The 15,600-nt window shown below is 55.3% G+C and carries 16 protein-coding genes; all 16 read right to left on the reverse strand.

Annotated elements, in window-relative coordinates; all coding sequences use genetic code 11:
* Positions 1-32 precede the first annotated feature (32 nt).
* The 16 genes from OXPF_RS07705 to OXPF_RS07780 all read right to left on the reverse strand — a co-directional run bounded on the left by OXPF_RS07705 (position 33) and on the right by OXPF_RS07780 (position 15,597).
* Complete coding sequence (locus OXPF_RS07705) at positions 33-323, reverse strand: DUF4316 domain-containing protein (protein WP_054874617.1); 291 nt, start codon at positions 321-323, stop codon at positions 33-35.
* Positions 320-2,416 (reverse strand): type IA DNA topoisomerase, encoded by a 2,097-nt coding sequence (locus tag OXPF_RS07710; RefSeq protein WP_054874618.1) that lies wholly within the window; start codon positions 2,414-2,416, stop codon positions 320-322. Before OXPF_RS07710 ends, OXPF_RS07705 begins: the two co-directional genes overlap by 4 nt.
* An 87-nt stretch (positions 2,417-2,503) precedes the next feature.
* Complete coding sequence (locus OXPF_RS07715; RefSeq protein WP_054874619.1) at positions 2,504-2,935, reverse strand: hypothetical protein; 432 nt, start codon at positions 2,933-2,935, stop codon at positions 2,504-2,506.
* Between the two features lie 75 nt (positions 2,936-3,010).
* Positions 3,011-3,949 (reverse strand): DUF4366 domain-containing protein, encoded by a 939-nt coding sequence (locus OXPF_RS07720; RefSeq protein ID WP_054874620.1) that lies wholly within the window; start codon positions 3,947-3,949, stop codon positions 3,011-3,013.
* Positions 3,939-4,190 (reverse strand): DUF4315 family protein, encoded by a 252-nt coding sequence (locus OXPF_RS07725; protein WP_054874621.1) that lies wholly within the window; start codon positions 4,188-4,190, stop codon positions 3,939-3,941. The genes OXPF_RS07720 and OXPF_RS07725 overlap by 11 nt, the downstream gene beginning before the upstream one ends.
* A 25-nt stretch (positions 4,191-4,215) precedes the next feature.
* On the reverse strand, positions 4,216-6,462 hold the full coding sequence (locus tag OXPF_RS07730) for a M23 family metallopeptidase (protein WP_054874622.1): 2,247 nt from the start codon (positions 6,460-6,462) through the stop codon (positions 4,216-4,218).
* A gap of 46 nt (positions 6,463-6,508) precedes the next feature.
* Complete coding sequence (locus OXPF_RS07735) at positions 6,509-7,339, reverse strand: DUF6674 family protein (protein WP_054874623.1); 831 nt, start codon at positions 7,337-7,339, stop codon at positions 6,509-6,511.
* A gap of 21 nt (positions 7,340-7,360) precedes the next feature.
* The gene (locus tag OXPF_RS07740) at positions 7,361-9,691 is read right to left on the reverse strand and encodes a VirB4-like conjugal transfer ATPase, CD1110 family (RefSeq protein ID WP_423230562.1); all 2,331 of its coding nucleotides are present in this window, start codon (positions 9,689-9,691) and stop codon (positions 7,361-7,363) included.
* A 22-nt stretch (positions 9,692-9,713) separates the two neighbouring features.
* Complete coding sequence (locus OXPF_RS07745; RefSeq protein ID WP_054874625.1) at positions 9,714-10,157, reverse strand: PrgI family protein; 444 nt, start codon at positions 10,155-10,157, stop codon at positions 9,714-9,716.
* A 19-nt stretch (positions 10,158-10,176) separates the two neighbouring features.
* Positions 10,177-10,740 carry an MT-A70 family methyltransferase gene (locus OXPF_RS07750; protein WP_054874626.1) on the reverse strand — a complete coding sequence of 188 codons (564 nt, stop codon included), beginning with the start codon at positions 10,738-10,740 and terminating at the stop codon, positions 10,177-10,179.
* Positions 10,730-11,188 (reverse strand): SpoVG family protein, encoded by a 459-nt coding sequence (locus tag OXPF_RS07755; RefSeq protein ID WP_054874660.1) that lies wholly within the window; start codon positions 11,186-11,188, stop codon positions 10,730-10,732. The genes OXPF_RS07750 and OXPF_RS07755 overlap by 11 nt, the downstream gene beginning before the upstream one ends.
* Before the next feature lie 48 nt (positions 11,189-11,236).
* Positions 11,237-12,100 (reverse strand): VirB6/TrbL-like conjugal transfer protein, CD1112 family, encoded by an 864-nt coding sequence (locus OXPF_RS07760; RefSeq protein WP_054874627.1) that lies wholly within the window; start codon positions 12,098-12,100, stop codon positions 11,237-11,239.
* An 11-nt stretch (positions 12,101-12,111) separates the two neighbouring features.
* On the reverse strand, positions 12,112-12,327 hold the full coding sequence (locus OXPF_RS07765; protein WP_054874628.1) for a Maff2 family mobile element protein: 216 nt from the start codon (positions 12,325-12,327) through the stop codon (positions 12,112-12,114).
* A 164-nt stretch (positions 12,328-12,491) separates the two neighbouring features.
* Positions 12,492-14,267 carry a VirD4-like conjugal transfer protein, CD1115 family gene (locus tag OXPF_RS07770; RefSeq protein WP_054874629.1) on the reverse strand — a complete coding sequence of 592 codons (1,776 nt, stop codon included), beginning with the start codon at positions 14,265-14,267 and terminating at the stop codon, positions 12,492-12,494.
* Positions 14,264-14,740 carry a PcfB family protein gene (locus tag OXPF_RS07775; protein ID WP_054874630.1) on the reverse strand — a complete coding sequence of 159 codons (477 nt, stop codon included), beginning with the start codon at positions 14,738-14,740 and terminating at the stop codon, positions 14,264-14,266. The genes OXPF_RS07770 and OXPF_RS07775 overlap by 4 nt, the downstream gene beginning before the upstream one ends.
* 80 nt (positions 14,741-14,820) lie before the next feature.
* Positions 14,821-15,597 (reverse strand): phage antirepressor, encoded by a 777-nt coding sequence (locus OXPF_RS07780; protein WP_054874631.1) that lies wholly within the window; start codon positions 15,595-15,597, stop codon positions 14,821-14,823.
* Positions 15,598-15,600: the final 3 nt, after the last annotated feature.

The following is a 15,600-nucleotide window of genomic DNA, read 5'->3' on the forward strand; positions in this document are numbered from 1 at the left end:
ATGTCGCCTCCCTTCATGATCATCCGTAAAGTCTACCGCTCCCGCAGCGGAGCGTATTCCTCCGGCTCAGGCAGGGCTTCCGCCTGGACTTTGGCCTGGGCCAGCCGCTCCAGCACCGACAGCTTTTCCTCCGGCAGGGTTTCCGGGGCAAGCTCCCGCAGATCCTCGTAGCTTTGACCGTTAGTCAGGTCATAACGCGGCTTTTCGTTGTTGATCAGGCCGTCAATCTGATTGTAGTTGCCCTCCAGCGCCATTTCCGCGTTTTTTAAGGGATTGGAGCCGGAGGGATTCCCCGCTGAATGATTCCTTGTGCGTCCGCTCATTTTCGGCCTCCTTTTTCAAATTCCAGCTTGTAATTGACGTATTTGCCCGTATCCTCCAGCACCACCACGGCGCGGTAGGTCTTTCCGGTCTTTGGACTGTACAGCCCGGACATGGAAACGCGCCCCTTTTCCAGCAGTTCGGCGGCGATTTCCTTTGTGAGTTCCTTTTTCGCGGAGACGAAGAACCGGCTATAACGCCAGAGGGCAAAGCCGCAGTCCCGATTTTCACAATAGAAGCTTTTCTTGCCCTCCCGTACCGCAGCGCCGCAGCGGGGGCAGACGCCCACGGGTTCGCCGTGACTTCCCACCGGTGCGGGGAACAGGCGCATAAAATCCAGATTGGGTGCGGAATTATCCTTTACCAGCCCGGCAGTCAGGGCGGTGATCTCACCGATAAATTCCGTATCGGAGAGCCCGCCGCGCTCCACCAGCTTCAGCCGGTGTTCCCATTCGGCGGTGAGCATAGGGGATTTTAAGACCTCCGGCAGGACGGCAATAAGGTTAATGCCTTTTTTCGCGGGCAGAAGCTGCTTGTTCTTCCGCTCCACAAGACCGGTTTTCACCAGCTTTTCTAAAATCCCGGCGCGGGTGGCGGGCGTTCCTAAGCCCTTGCGCTCCGCATCTTCCGGCGTCTCCTCGGAACCGGCTGTTTCCATGGCTTTTAAAAGAGTATCCTCGGTATAGTGCTTGGGCGGTGTGGTAAAGCCCTCCTTTACCGCCGCCCGGACAGCCACAAAGCGCTGCCCCTCGGTTAATTCCGGCAGAGAGGCGGGTTCGCCGTTTTCCTCCGGCTTGCTTTTGAGCGCGGTGCGGTATGCGGCGTCAATGGTTTTCCAGCCACCGTGCAGAACGGTTTTCCCCTTTGCCTCAAAGGAATTTCCCTCACAGCCCACCGTGACCACGGTCTCCGCATAGCGGTGGCGCTCTGCCACGGCGCAGAGCAGGCGGCCGGAAACCAGAAACAGAATGTCCCGTTCGCCGGAGGGCAGAGCCGCAAGATCGGCGTTTCGGATTTCCATGGTGGGAAGAATGGCGTGGTGGTCGCTTACCCTGCTGTTATCCGTTACCAGTCCCGCATCGCAGGTGACAGCCGCCTTGCCGCGAATCCCCGGCACCACAAGCGCCGCCTGATTCACTAAGACAGGAAGCCCCGCCGCCATATCCTCCGTTAAAAACCGGCTGTCGGTGCGGGGGTAGGTCGCCAGCTTCTTTTCATACAGGCTCTGTAGATAATCCAGGGTCTGCTGCGCCGTAAAGCCGAATAACCGGTTCGCCTCCCGCTGGAGGGTGGTGAGGTCATAGAGCCTGGGCGGGGTGGTTTCCTTTTCCTGCCGCTGCACCGATGTCACCACGGCGGGTCTGCCGTCGCAGGCGGCGCGGATCGTCTCAGCCTCCGAACGGTTCTGCTGTCTTTGCCCGGAAACCGTAAAGCCTCCGCAGTCCAGCTCCGGTATATAAAAGGGGGTTTTCACAAAGGCGGCAATTTCCTCTTCGCGCTGTACCAAGAGCGCCAGTGTGGGCGTCATGACGCGCCCGATGTTCAGCGTCTGCCGATACAGCACCGAAAACAGTCTTGTGGCGTTGATTCCCACCAGCCAGTCCGCCTGGGAGCGGCACAGGGCAGCCTGATGGAGCCCGTCGTATTCACCGCCCGGTTTCAGCCCGTCAAAGCCCCTGCGGATGGCGGTATCCTCCATGGAGGATATCCACAGCCGTTTCATGGGTTTGGCGCAGCCCGCCAGATGATAGACGGTGCGGAAAATCAGTTCTCCCTCCCGTCCGGCGTCGCAGGCGTTGACGACCTCCGTCACGTCCTCCCGGCGCATCAGGCCGCGCAGTACGTCAAACTGCTTCCGTTTGTCCTTTCCCACGGCAAACTGCCACTGCTTTGGCAGGATGGGCAGATCCCCGTAACGCCACTTGTCATAGCTCGTATCGTAGGCTTCGGGCCGGGCCAGCCCCGCCAGATGCCCCACACACCAGGACACCAGATATCCGCCGCCCTCCAGATAGCCACTGTTTCGTTCCTTTGCGCCAAGGACGGCGGCAATGGCCTGGCCGACGCTGTTTTTTTCTGCGATAATCAGTTTCAAGAATGATTCCCTCCGTTTCTTTGCATAACAAAAGCGCCGGTGATCTGCTTTGATAGCAAATCACCGGTGCTTTTGATCGGTTTGTTTTCAGTTGGTTTCAGGTTCAGGCGGCGCAGGGCGGCTATTGCCGTTTTCCTGCCGCTTTTGGGTCAGCTTCGGGGAAATATAATGGGTCGCGTAGCTTTTCTCAATGGCTTCGCCGCCGGATTTTGAAAAGTGCAGCCGGACGGAGGGCTTTTGCCCCTTGCGTCCCCAGCGCTTATAAAATGTCCAGGATTCCTTTAAGCCGTTTTTCCGGGCATACGCGCGGATTTCTTTCACGATATAGGAGAGCTTATGGAGATTGGCGCTGCATACCCGTTCCAGATAATCCACCCGCCCGAAACGCCAGTTCTCATAGTCCCCGGCAGAAAGGACACCCACGTCCATCAGCACCTGAACCGGCGTTGCCACGCCGTCCTTTTGCAGCTGCCGGTACATGGACAAATGCACCCTGCCGGCTATTTCCTGTTGGTTCATCTTGGTCACCCTCTCGATAAAAGACAGTATAGCACGGGATGGCCTGCACTTCCAGCACAAACCTTCGCCTCTTTGTTACAGCTGATCTTCCTCCTCCGGGGGATCGTCCGGGTCTCCGAATTCATCCTCCGGCGACAGAAAATCGTCCTGCGTGTCCTCAGAGTCAGGTATATCCGGCTCCGTATCGTATTCTTCGTCATTTTCGTCGTATTCGGGTTCCTCCGCGTCGGCCGCCTGATGCTTTGGCTTATATATCTTAAAATAGTAGCCTGCGCCGCCAGCAATTACCGCCGCCAGCAGTACAAAAATCAGCGTGGAGTCGCCGCCGCTCTGATTTTGCCCGGATGCGGTCTCGCCGGAATCCGGTGAAGCTTCCGGCTCGGAAGCGGATTCCGATGTAGGAACGGCACTTTCGCCGTTCTTTCCGCTGTCCTCCTTTTGGGCAAGGGAAAGCAGATCGTCCTCGGTAACGGCATTCAGAAAGTAGACATTACCGTCCTCCCGCGCGCGGTCTATGATGAGATAGAATATATTTTCATCCGGTGTGGTGATGGTGAAAAACTCCTTGCCTTCCTCATCCGTGACGTTATCCAGCACGGTGCCGGAACCGTCCGGGGTAAAGGCGCTGCTTTGCTCGGGAACGGCGGATTCGTCTGTTTCATCCTCTGTCAGCGAAGCCTTATAGTACGGATTTTCCACTTTCACGGTGCCGGAGCGGTTCCCGGCATAGTCCACTGCATAGGCTGAAACATACTGTCCGGCTCCGGCATAGTTCCACAAGTCCGCCTCCAGCGGCCCTTCGGCAGGGTATGCGGTTTCCTGTCCGTCAATAAAAACGGATTCCACACCGGAATCCTCGTCACTGGCCTCAATCACCAGCGTTTTCTCCGACACTCTGGCGCTGATTACCGGTGCCCTGCTGTCAGCCGGGCCGGACGCATAAGCCGTTACCGGCAGAAAAAACGCGCTCATAAACAACATGAGCGCAAGAAACATCCATCGGTTATTCCTCATGGTCGGCCTCCTTTTCGGTGTGGCGGAAAGGGGCGGGAGCGGCTCCTTTTTGTCCCATTGCGCTGATAAACTGCGCAAATTCCTCCTCGGTCATTCTTTCCTTGCGGAAGATGGCCACAATCTCGGCATTTTCCAGCTCGGTTTTCTGACGCTCCAGCTCCCGGAGCCGGGCCTGCATATCCGCGATCTTATCCTTGGTTTTCGTAATTTCTTCCTTCACTTTCAGCAGTTTGGGGTTCATAGGTTGATATTCCTCCTTCTTGGTGTTAATCACTTTCATCGCCGGGGCTTTCCGCGAAGAACAGCGGATTGAGATAGCTCCCGTTTTTTAAGACCTCCAGATGCAGATGCGGCCCCGTGGAGGTGCCGGTGTTGCCGGATTTTGCAATGACCTCGCCCTTTTTGACCTGTTGGCCGACTTCGGCCAGCAGGGTATTACAGTGGGCATACTTGGAAACCAGACCGTCCTTGCCCTCCACCACGATATACCAGCCGTAGCCGTCCGCGTCAAAGGCCGCCTGTGTTACCGTCCCGTCCTGTCCGGACAGAATATCCGTGCCGGTGGGAACGGCAATGTCGATTCCCTTATGGTAATTTTTTTCTCCGGTCACGGGATGGACGCGCCAGCCGTAGCAGCTGGTCACAAGGGGTATCCAGTCAAAATCAAAGGGACTGGCAATGTACTGGCGGTTGCCCCCGGTCTGCATATACAGGTCGTACATTTCCCGTTCTTCCGTATCAAGCTCCGGCATAATGACCCCGGTAAAAGACCTGGAGGTCAGCTTGATATTGAGAATATGCCATTCGTAGGGCACTTCCTCCTCGGATTCCTCGCCGGTTACCGGGTCGGTGTAGGTTTCGGTGCGATAGCGGATTTCCGTTTCCTCCACAAATTCCAGCGTGTACTGTGCGTTAAAGATTCGACGCAGCTCCGATTGAATGGTGGAAAACTGAAAATCCTGATAGGCGGCGGACAGATAGGCCATAAGTTCAAATGGATTGTGGCTGATATCATCCACCTGATAGCGGTACTCATCATATCCGGGGTGATCGTCCTCGGCGCGGTTAATCTGCAGCTGCAAATCGGTTTCCCATTCCGTATAGGCAAGCTCCGCGCCGTCAATGTCCGCATCGTCCGCGGTATAGCTGGACAGGACAATCGAGGACAGCCCGCCCAGCGCCATGTTGGTGCAGGAGGTAAAGAGCGCGGAGAAGGAGAACATCAAAAGCAGCAGCAGGGCAAGAAAGCCCACCGCCATGGGGTGACTGCGCACAAGACTGGCGGCGAGCCGAAGCGCTTTGCCGCCTGCGGCACCGAGCTTTTTGATCCGGTCGGTCAGCCGCGCGGATTCCCGTACCGTTTTCGCGTACTGGCGCTTGATTTTCTGCTTCTGGAGAAAACGGGACAGAGGATTGCTCGCAAGTCTGGGATTTTCCCGCAGCAGCGTTTGATAGGCAAGCTCGGCGTTGTGTTTGGACGAAAGCCGTTCCAGCCTTGCCACGCGGCGGTATGGCGCGGTTTTATGGAACCGGTAAGCGGTGCGGACGCCCCGTTCTGACAGCAACATTCCCTTGTGGGCGGCCTCCGTTCCCACATTTTCCTGTTCGGCCTGGCGGAGCTTGCCCTGGACGGCGCCCAGGACAAAATCCGTAGCGGCACTGGCCGGACAGAGCGGGAGCGGCTCACGCAAATGTTCCCGGCTGGATTTTATCTCCGGTTCAAATCCCAGCTTGCCGGTACGTTTTTTCTTCTTTGGAAGAAGCGTTTGCCGCGCCTTTTCCAGTCGTTTGGCGGTCTGCTCCGATTTTCGCCGGGCTTGCGGCAGCTTCTTTCCGGACGGAGCCTGTTCCTCTGCGGCAAATTGCAGCCTGCCCAGTGAAGCCGTCTGGCCCTGGGGCGGCGCGTTGTGGGTTGACGATGGGTGTTCAGCTTGAGAATGGCTTTCCTTATAAAACTTCTGATAGTAGGCAGTTTTTTTCTGTTTTGCGGCAGCTGAGGTTTTAGGGGTATCGGAAGAATCCGAACTGTCTGTACTCGCTCTGTCCGCAGACTCCGTATTTCCCCGGTGGTTAATTTTGCCCGCTTGTATAGATTGGCCGCGCCGCCCGTGCCGGGAACGCAGGGTATGGGCAAGCCCGGAAACTGCGGCATTGGGTACGGAGCTTTCGGCTGACAGCGGTTCTTCCGTATGTTCCGGTATTCCGGCGCTGTTACCGCCGGGGACAATCTGTACCGGAGGCAGACTGGAAGCCGCCGAAGTGTCCGGCTGCTTTGCTCCTCTGTCAGGAACGCCCTGCACGGGAATCGCCCGGCGCTGTTTATGGGGTTTATCAGATGCGCGGGGGGATGGCTGCGCCCGTTCCGGGGCGTCGCCCGCCCGCAGGCGAAAATCCGCGTCACGCTTGCTGACACGGATTTCCTGACCGGTGGCGGCATTGACCTCCACCAGCCCGTCGCGGGTCATTTTATGAAGGATTTTATCCTTGGCCTGATATTTCTTTTTTCGTGACAAGTTTCAGTCTCACCTCCTGTGGACGGCAGGCCGCACCGCTTGGCATTTACAGGCTGGCCTCCTGTTTTTTTTGCTGGGAAACCGGCGCTTTTTTCGGTGTCTGCGCCGCCTGTTCTTTCAAGTCCTGCAAATTCCGCAGGATGGACGGCTTTTTCTCACGGGCCTTCTCGGTTTTATCCGTCCGTTGGAGCTGAACCCGCTGTTCCAGCTTATCAAGGCTGTTAAGCGCCGACACAGCCTGTTGTTTGATGGCGTCGGAAAAACTGCGGTCCAGACGGTAGGGAGCCTGCATTGCCTTTGCAAGCCTGCCCATGGGCTTTGCCTCCTGCACCGTTTCCTTCCCGAGCGCCGCCCGGCCTATGTTTTTCACATGCTTTCCGGCCTCGTGGTATTCGGTGCTGATACCGGCGATTTTCTTCATGGACTGCTCGTCAAACTGAATGTTCCTGTCCATGCCGTCGCGTATCGCCTGTAAGCCCTGCCGGATATGCAGGAAGGAATCAAGGCCATGAAGCGCCTCGACGCCCTTTTCCCGGAAAGCGGCCACGGCGTTTTTGCAGCCCTCTATGATATCCGCTTTTACGGACTCCAGGCGCGCTCTCGTTTCCGTAATCTTTTCTTCCAGGGCACGGATGGCCTTTTGCATGGCGATCCGCACGGGATGGGATTGCTGATCCCGCAGCTCCGAAAGCTCCCGGCGCATGGCGATCAGCTCGTTTACCGCCGTATCCAGTTGGCGTTCCATGGCCCCCACATAGTTGATGACATTCATAAAATCCTGGTTGCTGACGCGGTTTTCCTTTAAAATAGCCAATAACTCCTTGACATGCTCATTTTCCAGAAGCGCTGCGCTCTGGAGCGTTGCAGTATCACTCATACGCGGGACACACCTCCTTGTTTATCCATTTTTTACCTCATTAAATTTCGTTGTTAAAAGCAAATACAGCTCCGTATCCTTGGGAAAACGGTCGATGAAGGGGATGATGGTGTTGCCGTAAAACAGCAGTCCTTCCCCGGCTCCGGAGTGGGTGACATAGGACAGCTGGTGAGGGGAAATACCCAGCTGCTTTGCGAGAATCTGCCGGTCGCCGCCCGCCTGGTTGAGCATATAGATGAAGTCGGAATTCTCAAAAATATTCTCGATTTCCCGGCTGGCAAGCAGGTCTTTGACATTCTGCGTGAGGGCGGACGGGATGCCGCCCCACTTACGGAAACGCTTCCAGATTTCCACCGAATAGGCCGCTGTCTGTTCCTCCTTCAAAAGCAGATGGAACTCATCCTGGTAGAACCAGGTGGTGCGGTGGGCGGCACGGTTGGCCGTGACACGCCCCCATACCTGATCCTGCAAAATGAGCATCCCCAGCTTTTTCAGCTGCTTGCCCAGCTCCTTGATGTCGTAGCAGACCAGGCGGTTGGTGATATCCACGTTGGTACGGTGGTTGAATACATTCAAAGAACCGGTCACATAGATTTCCAGCGCCGTGGCAAGGCGTTGGGCTTCGGATTCGTTCTGCTTGCGCAGCAGATTGTACAAGTCCTCCAGAATGGGCATCCGCTCCGGTGAGGGGTTGGCGAGGTATTCCCGGTAGACCAGGCGGACACAGCGGTCAATGATGGTTTTTTCCACCGGCTGCAAGCCCTCCTTGCCGCCGACAATCAGCTCACACAGGCTGAGGATGAAGTCCGATTTTAAGGTCAGGGGATCTTCGTCGTCGGAATAGTCCGGGTTGATGTCCATGGGGTTGATAAACTGCGTCGATACCGGCGACAGCTTCACCACCTGGCCCCCCAGCCTGCTCACAAGGGGAAAATACTCGGCCTCGGGATCGGATATGATGATGTCGTCTCCGGTCAGAAGGAACACGTTGACAATTTCCCGCTTGGCGGCAAATGATTTGCCGGAGCCGGGCGTCCCCAAAAACAGGCCGTTGGGGTTCTTGAGCATCTTGCGGTTGGCCAGGATGAGATTGCTGGAAAGGGCGTTCAGCCCGTAGTACAGGGCTTCTCCCCGCTGAAACAGCTCCTGGGTGGTAAAGGGAACGAAAATCGCCACCGACGAGGTGGTAAGTCCACGCTTGATTTCCACATGGTTCAGTCCCAGCGGCAGGCTGCTCATCAGGCCCTGCTCCTGCTGGTAGTCCAGGCGTTTCAGGGCACAGTTGTATTTCTGCGCGATCCCCGCCGCCTGAAAGATGTCGTTTTCCAGCGTCTGCTTCCGATCCGCCGTGTTCAAAACCAGAACGGTGACAAGAAACATCCGCTCATTTCGGCTCTGCAAGTCCTCCAAAAGCGTTTTGGCCTCGTTGCCGTAGGTGGCAAGGTCGGTGGGGATGATATCCATATCGTAGCCGCTTCGCACGGCTTTTTTCTGCTCTTCAATCTTCATTTTTTCCAAGTCGGACAGCTTGCGCTTGATGGTCTTGATGGCTTCCGACTGGTCAATGCTTTGGATATGCAGGTTGACCGTGATGGCGGTATCCAGCTCCAGAAAGTCCGCCAGCAGGCGGTCGGTCAGCTCCGGAGCCAGTATCTGGAGAAAGCTCACGGCTCCGTAATGCTCCCCCATGCGGAAGGTCTTGCCCTCTCTAAAGGTAAAGCTGGTGGGCGCGATAAAGTCCTTGGTGGAAAGCCCGGTGTTCGGAATATCCTTCCATGAAAACCGCAGCTTTTCCTTACCGTTCGGATGGAACTGCCCGTAAAGGGTTTCCAGACGCTCCAGCCCCGTGAGAGGACGGGCCTTGACGCCCATGGTCTTGAAATTGGCGAGAATATCCGCCTCCACCCGTTCCATGCGGGGCTTGGCGGCTTTCAGGCTGTCCGCCTCAATGCCGAAGGTGATGTACTTGGCTTTCACAAGGCCGTTGTTGCCCTTGGCAAGCTGGTTTTTCAGCATATCGGTGTATTCGCGCCGGATGGAGTTGTACTCGTCCTCACGCTCGGGAATGTCAATGGACTGCTGAAATTCTTCCACATTTCCGCGCTGATTGATAAAGGAGAGCTGGACGCTGACAGAGGAGTCAAAATAGTTGAGGAAATCGCAGTAGCTTTCAAAAATCTGCGTCTTATCCTCGTTCTGCGCCAGCTGGTAGGTGATATCCTCAAAAACAATGGTTTTGGTATACAGCCGGTCGGTCACGCGGCAGATGCCGTCCTTGTACATGGCTTTGTAGGGGATGGACTTCTGAGCGGAATCCGGTGCGTCGGCGCGCCCGAAGCATTTTTTCTTTATGGATGCGGCAAAGCCGCCCTGGTTACCGGACGGCTTTGGAGCGGGCTTTTTTGCTGTTGCGGGTTTGGGCTTCTGGCGGCTTTTTTGCGGCGGAAGCTTTTTGTGCCGCGTCTGTTGTTTGGTCTTGGCAGGCAAGGTCTTTTCCCTCCTTTTCGATGATTTCATACAGGTTTCTTGTCCGGTAGGGCCGTCCTTCCGGCCAGAGGCGGGTGCGGAGGATATTGCGCAGTATTTTTTCGGCGGGCTGCCCGTCCTTTTCATACATGGCGAGAAAGAACAGCGGCAGCATCAGCCCGATCATTAAAAGCATCGCGCCCTCATTGCCCAGCGTTTCCCGGCTGAAAAGATAGGCTGGAACGCCGATGGCCGCAGCCGCGCTAAAGCAGATCAGCTGCCGCTTGGTCAGGTTTAAGGCAACCTTGGTTTTGACCTTGGAGAGGTCTTTGGGTACGGGTACAAAAGGCATAAACCACCACCTCCTTCTTTTATAAAATGATGTCGCTTTCTACTTCATTGCCCCACACATCCCAGCCCGCCGTCTTTTGACGGGCAAACAGCTCAACGCGGGGCACGTCTCCCATGAGCGCCACAATGCGGTCACGGGTTTCATCCGGCTTTTTGCTGTGCTGTTCTATGGGCGTGTCGATAATCTGGCACACGTTTTTGGCCACACGCCGGGGATGCCCCCTGGTAGCCAGCAGGCACAGCTCGGCGTTGGCTCTTGTCCAGTAGCCCATGCCTACAAACCAGCCGGGGGATTTTTTATTCCTCTTTACCCAAACGAAAGCCACGCTTTTGTAGGTATATCCCCAGGCACGGATCACCTGAAAGGCTTCCGGCAGGCAGGGGAAGGTAGTCCAAAGAAAAAGTGCGCTGTCCTTGGCTGAAATGTCAGCCACAGGCAGCGCACAGATATCCGGCAGGTGCATGGTGGGGTAATGGCTTTCGGCACTCCGTCCGGAGCCTTTTTTGCTCCAGACCCGGTATTCCCAGGCGGGGTCGGCATAAACCACGGAGTACAAAGGCGGCAGGTTCTTCTCACAGGGCATTTTCTTTGCCCTTGGCAGCTTCCGGCGTTTTCGGCATGGCCGCCGCCCGTTCCGCAGAGGCTTTCGCCCCCTCCCGGAGCTTATCCTTGATGGACGGTTTTTCCGTAAACTCCCGCTGGGCCGCACCGATATTCTGCACCTTCTCCACGGCGGCGGTATAGCCGTCCAGTACGGCGTTTTGAAGCTGCTGGCGGAAATCGGCGGTCACCGGAAAGCAGACATCATGGAATTTTCCTTTGCCGTCCTGGGCGCTGGGCATATTGACAAACAGCCCTTTGTCACCGGCTACAATCTTAATGTTGTCCACCACAAAGCAGTCGGCAATTTTTACGCTGGCAAAGGCCAGCAGGTTGTTCTTTGGGGTAATGGGCCGGACGGTTACGTCCAGCTTGAGGGGTTCGGCTGTTCCGGCAGTTTCCGGTACAGCGCCGGCATTCGTATCACTCATAAGGGTTTCCTTCCTTTCTTCATATTTCATGTAAGGGTTGTCACTCAATCAATGTGCAGCAAAAATTGACTTCGAGAGGCTTCCCGTCTTAAACAGGGAGAAGCACAAAAGCACCGTATAGCCCAGGACGCCCCAAATAGCGGTGTGGATGTTGTCTGAAAATACGGTGCTGTTTAAAAGCACCGCGTAGATAGCGACACAGACCATAATGAGGAAGCCCTGAAACGCGATGGCGAACAGAGATTTTAAATAATTCTGGCCGATAGAGCCCCATTCCCGGTTGACCATGGTGGCAAAAGGGATGGCCGCCACCGAGGTGGTGAGGTAGATTTCCAGCATACGTCCATAGACAATCAGGAAGATGCAGACGGACAATGCTTTCATGCACAGGCTGAGGATTGCGGATTCCATGTACAGCCCCAGCAGCGCATACCACTCCATGGCCTCCAGCTGCGCTTGCAACCCGTCCATGGCGAGAGTTACATTCAGACTGCCGGAGATAATCCCGGCACTGCCGTTTATCGCACTCTGGGCGAGGTCGAACACGGCCATAACGATATCAAAGGTGTGGGTGAGAATATAGGTCGCAACAAAGGTCTTGAAGATCCATTTGAAAAAAATCCAGGTGTCAAAATCGTGCATGTTATTCTTATCAATGATCATCTGAATCAGCTCATAGCACAGCACGAAGGTCAGTATCATCCCGGCAACGGGAAGGATTACGGTGTCCGAAAGAGACTTAATCATGGAGAAAACACCGGAGTTCCAGCCCTCCGGCGTTTGCCCCACCTGGCTTGCAATTTCACCGGCTTTGGTGTTCACTTCCTCGAACATGCCCTGAAAGTTACCGGTGATGCTGCCGATTAAAGCCTCCTTAAACCATTCGCCTATTTTGTCAAGAAGGCTGTTCATAGGCGACCTCCTTAGCTGAACAGGCCGGACAGCAGGGGAATCAGCTGAGTGCCGATGAGAACTACGCCGCCGCCCGCCATGAGCTGCTTCATGCCTTGCGATTTCGCGCCGGGGTTGTCATTTCCATAACCTTCCAAAAGGTTAATGACGCCCCACACGGCGAGACCCGCGCCAAGGGCGATGACAAGGACTTTCAATACGTTAATGGCTTCTGAAAAAAATTCCATAGATTGTACCTCCTTAAATTCGTTATTTGAATGGATGCTATCCAGATATATGACGGAGCTTTTTGCTCCGGCTGGACAAAGAGAATGCCTGCCGATGCGCTACAGGCTGAGAAACAAAAAAATGCCCTTCCCGCGCTGTGCATGGCACAAAACGGAAAGGGCCGTCAGGTGGTTTGTTCCTCCTGCTCCGGTTCAAACTCGTACACCTCATAGGGTTCGTCGGGATTGACCTTGAGCCGGGTGGAGAGGAAGCGTTCGATGGAAAAGGTGTTCTTCGGATTGGAATCGGACAGGTATTTATAGTTTTTATGCTTCGTGATGTCGTACTTATCAGAAAAGAAGGGCCGGACGCCCCGTAGCTGCAAGATGCACTTGGAGCCGTCCATGACCGACAGCTCATCCATCGCCATCAGCTCCCGGCCTACTTTCTGATAGTTCTGGCCGTAGGAGGGGGAGTTCCCTTTGGTGATACTGTTATTGAGCATATGGATGGTTTCCTTGCCGAGGACTTCCGTCAGGTCTTTCAGCGTGGTCTTTTCCTTGCCGCCTAAAAACAGCGCCGTATCGCAGTTGCCCACGATGGTTTCGGCGTTGTCCTTATAAATGGCTTTGAGCTGGCTCTGCGCCTGCAAAATCACGCAGGCCGATATCTCCCGGCTCCTTATGGTGGCAATGAGCTTTTCAAACTTGGGGATCTGCCCGATGTTGGCGAATTCGTCCAAAAGGCACCGCACATGCACCGGCAGCCTGCCGCCGTATTCATTGTCCGCCTTATCACACAGAAGGTTAAACATCTGGCTGTACATGAGAGCCGCAACGAAGGAAAAGCTGTCGTCGGTGTCGGAAATAATGACGAACAGGGCGCTCTTGCGGTCGCCCAGGGTATCCAGCTCCATCTCGTCATAGGCGACCAAATCCCGCATTTCTTTAATGTCAAAGGGGGCGAGCCTGGCTCCGCAGGATATCAGGATGGATTTTGCCGTCTTGCCCGCCGCCAGCTTGTATTTCTTATACTGCCTTACGGCGAAATGCTGCGGAGAACGCTCCTCCAGCGCGTCGAACATGAAATCGACCGCATTTTTAAACGACTCGTCATCCTCCCGCACCTCCATGGCATTGATCATTTCCACCAGCGTATTGAGGTTGCGTTCCTCGTCGGGAGCCTCATAGTGGATGTAGCCGATCAGCGCGCAGTAGAGCAGGGTTTCGGCTTTCACCCAGAAATCTTCCCCGGATTTGCCCTCCCCCTTGGTGTTGACAATTAAAGCCGTAACCAGCTTCAAAATGTCTTTTTCCGAGCGGAGATATGCAAAGGGATTGTAGTGCATGGACTTTTTAAAGTCGATGGTATTGAGGATTTTGATGTGGTAGCCGTTTCGCTGCAAGAGTTTCCCGCACTCCAAAATCAGCGTCCCCTTGGGGTCGGTGATGACGTAGGAGGAATGCAGCTGCATCAGGTTGGGCTTCAGCCAGAACCGGGTTTTCCCGGAGCCGGAGCCGCCGACAATCAGGACATTTTTATTCCGGGCATACTTTGGCTTTTTGGGGCGGCTGTTCATGGTCAGTCCCTCGGTGGCCGTCAAAATGACATTCTGCTCCGGATTTTCATCCATATATGGCTTGATATCGGAAAGAGTCCCCCAGCGGGCGGAGCCGTACTCCATATCCTTGCGCCACTTTTTCGCATTCTTCCTTTTGAAATATACGATCCCATACACGACGGCGGTGCCCGCAAGCCCCGCCAGAAGGTCATGGGGATGAAGGGAGGGCATCGGCCTTGCCATCACAGTGTCCAGCAGACTGATACTGCGAATCACCTGATCGATGGTATCCGTGCCGGGAACCAGCCTCCAGGCTTGCCCCAGCTTATCCGCAAACCAGAACACCGGAAGATACGGCAGATAGGGAAGAACATATTTTTTCAGTTGATCGGTATTCATCGCTCTGGGCCTCCCCGGTCTTTGTGCTTTACGCGGTCAACCGTCAGATTCTTGACCAGTTCCTTAAACCGGTTCAGCTGTGCCAGAACGGAGGGCCTTTCGGTGGTACGTTTCAGCGTTTTTGCGCTAAAGTCCTTAAAGGCGGCGGTCATGGCGTCGGTATCCCGGCCTTTAAAAAACACCAGCCATTTCGTAGGTGTCACGGTCGCGTCCTTTTTCAGCGCAAAATCAATGCCGTATTTCCTGGCATAGGGTTCAAAGCTCTTGATGTTCTGATCGGTGATTTCGATATTGGACAGTCCGGCGTTCTGCCCCGCAAGCTGCTTTAGTGTCTGCTTGCCGTGCGGGGGCGCGTCCCTGGCCTGCTTCATTTTCCGAAGCGCCGCCCGCATTGCCTTTGCCAGAAGCCTGCCGGTCAGCTTTGCGCCGCGCACTGTGAGCGCCACGGTCTTTTCGTTGACTTGTTCCTGCATATCCGTAAACTCCTTTCCTCAAAAATTTCAAGTCCTGTAAACCGGCTGAAAAGAAAACAGCCGCCCTTGGATAGGCGGCGTCAGGCATTTGCGGCATCATCGTCCTCCATCAGAGAAATAACACCGTTTTCTTTCAGCATTTTGTAGAGGAACAGGCGGCCCGCCTGTGTCCAGTAGGTGTGCATGACGCTCCGCTCCTCATTGACCTGATAGGTTCTGGAGCAGGTATAGCCCTTCCCGGCATAAGGCTGATACAAAAGCCAGGTGCTGCCCAGCTTGTATTGAATGCCCAGCTCATGCAAAAGCCGGTTAAAGGATACCGCCGTCATGCCGTAATCCTTGGCAATGACGCTGACCTGCACGGCGTTCCTGCTTTGCAGGATGCGGTCATAATACCGCGCCTTGGGCGTCAGAACCTCAATGCGTTCCCGAAGAACCGTATTTTCCTCCCGCTGCATGAGCAGGCTGTTTAAAAGCTCTGCGGTAAAGGAGGAACTGCGGAGCGCCTTTTCCAGCGTATCCTCCGTAAGGTATGCGCCGTGCCTGCGGATGGAGGGAAGCACCTCCGTGGTGATCCAGCGGCGAAAGGCTTTGGCCTTTGGTTTGTCTGAACGGAGAATGACGGCGTAAAGGCCGCTTTCATTGATCATAGTGGTGAGCTGATTTCTGCCGATGCCGTCGATGACCGGAATTTGATTCCGCTCATCCTCATCCAGCCGCTCGGCGACCTTGTGAGGGCTGTTCAGACCCAATGCGGCGCATACATCTTTCAGTACCCACCACGGCAGACTATTAATCTCCATCACCCGCACCCTGCCGAAGGCTTCATTTTCAAAAATCTGAATGGGATGTTCCATCTG

The sequence above is a fragment of the Oxobacter pfennigii genome (assembly GCF_001317355.1).
Lineage (GTDB): Bacteria > Bacillota > Clostridia > Clostridiales > Oxobacteraceae > Oxobacter > Oxobacter pfennigii.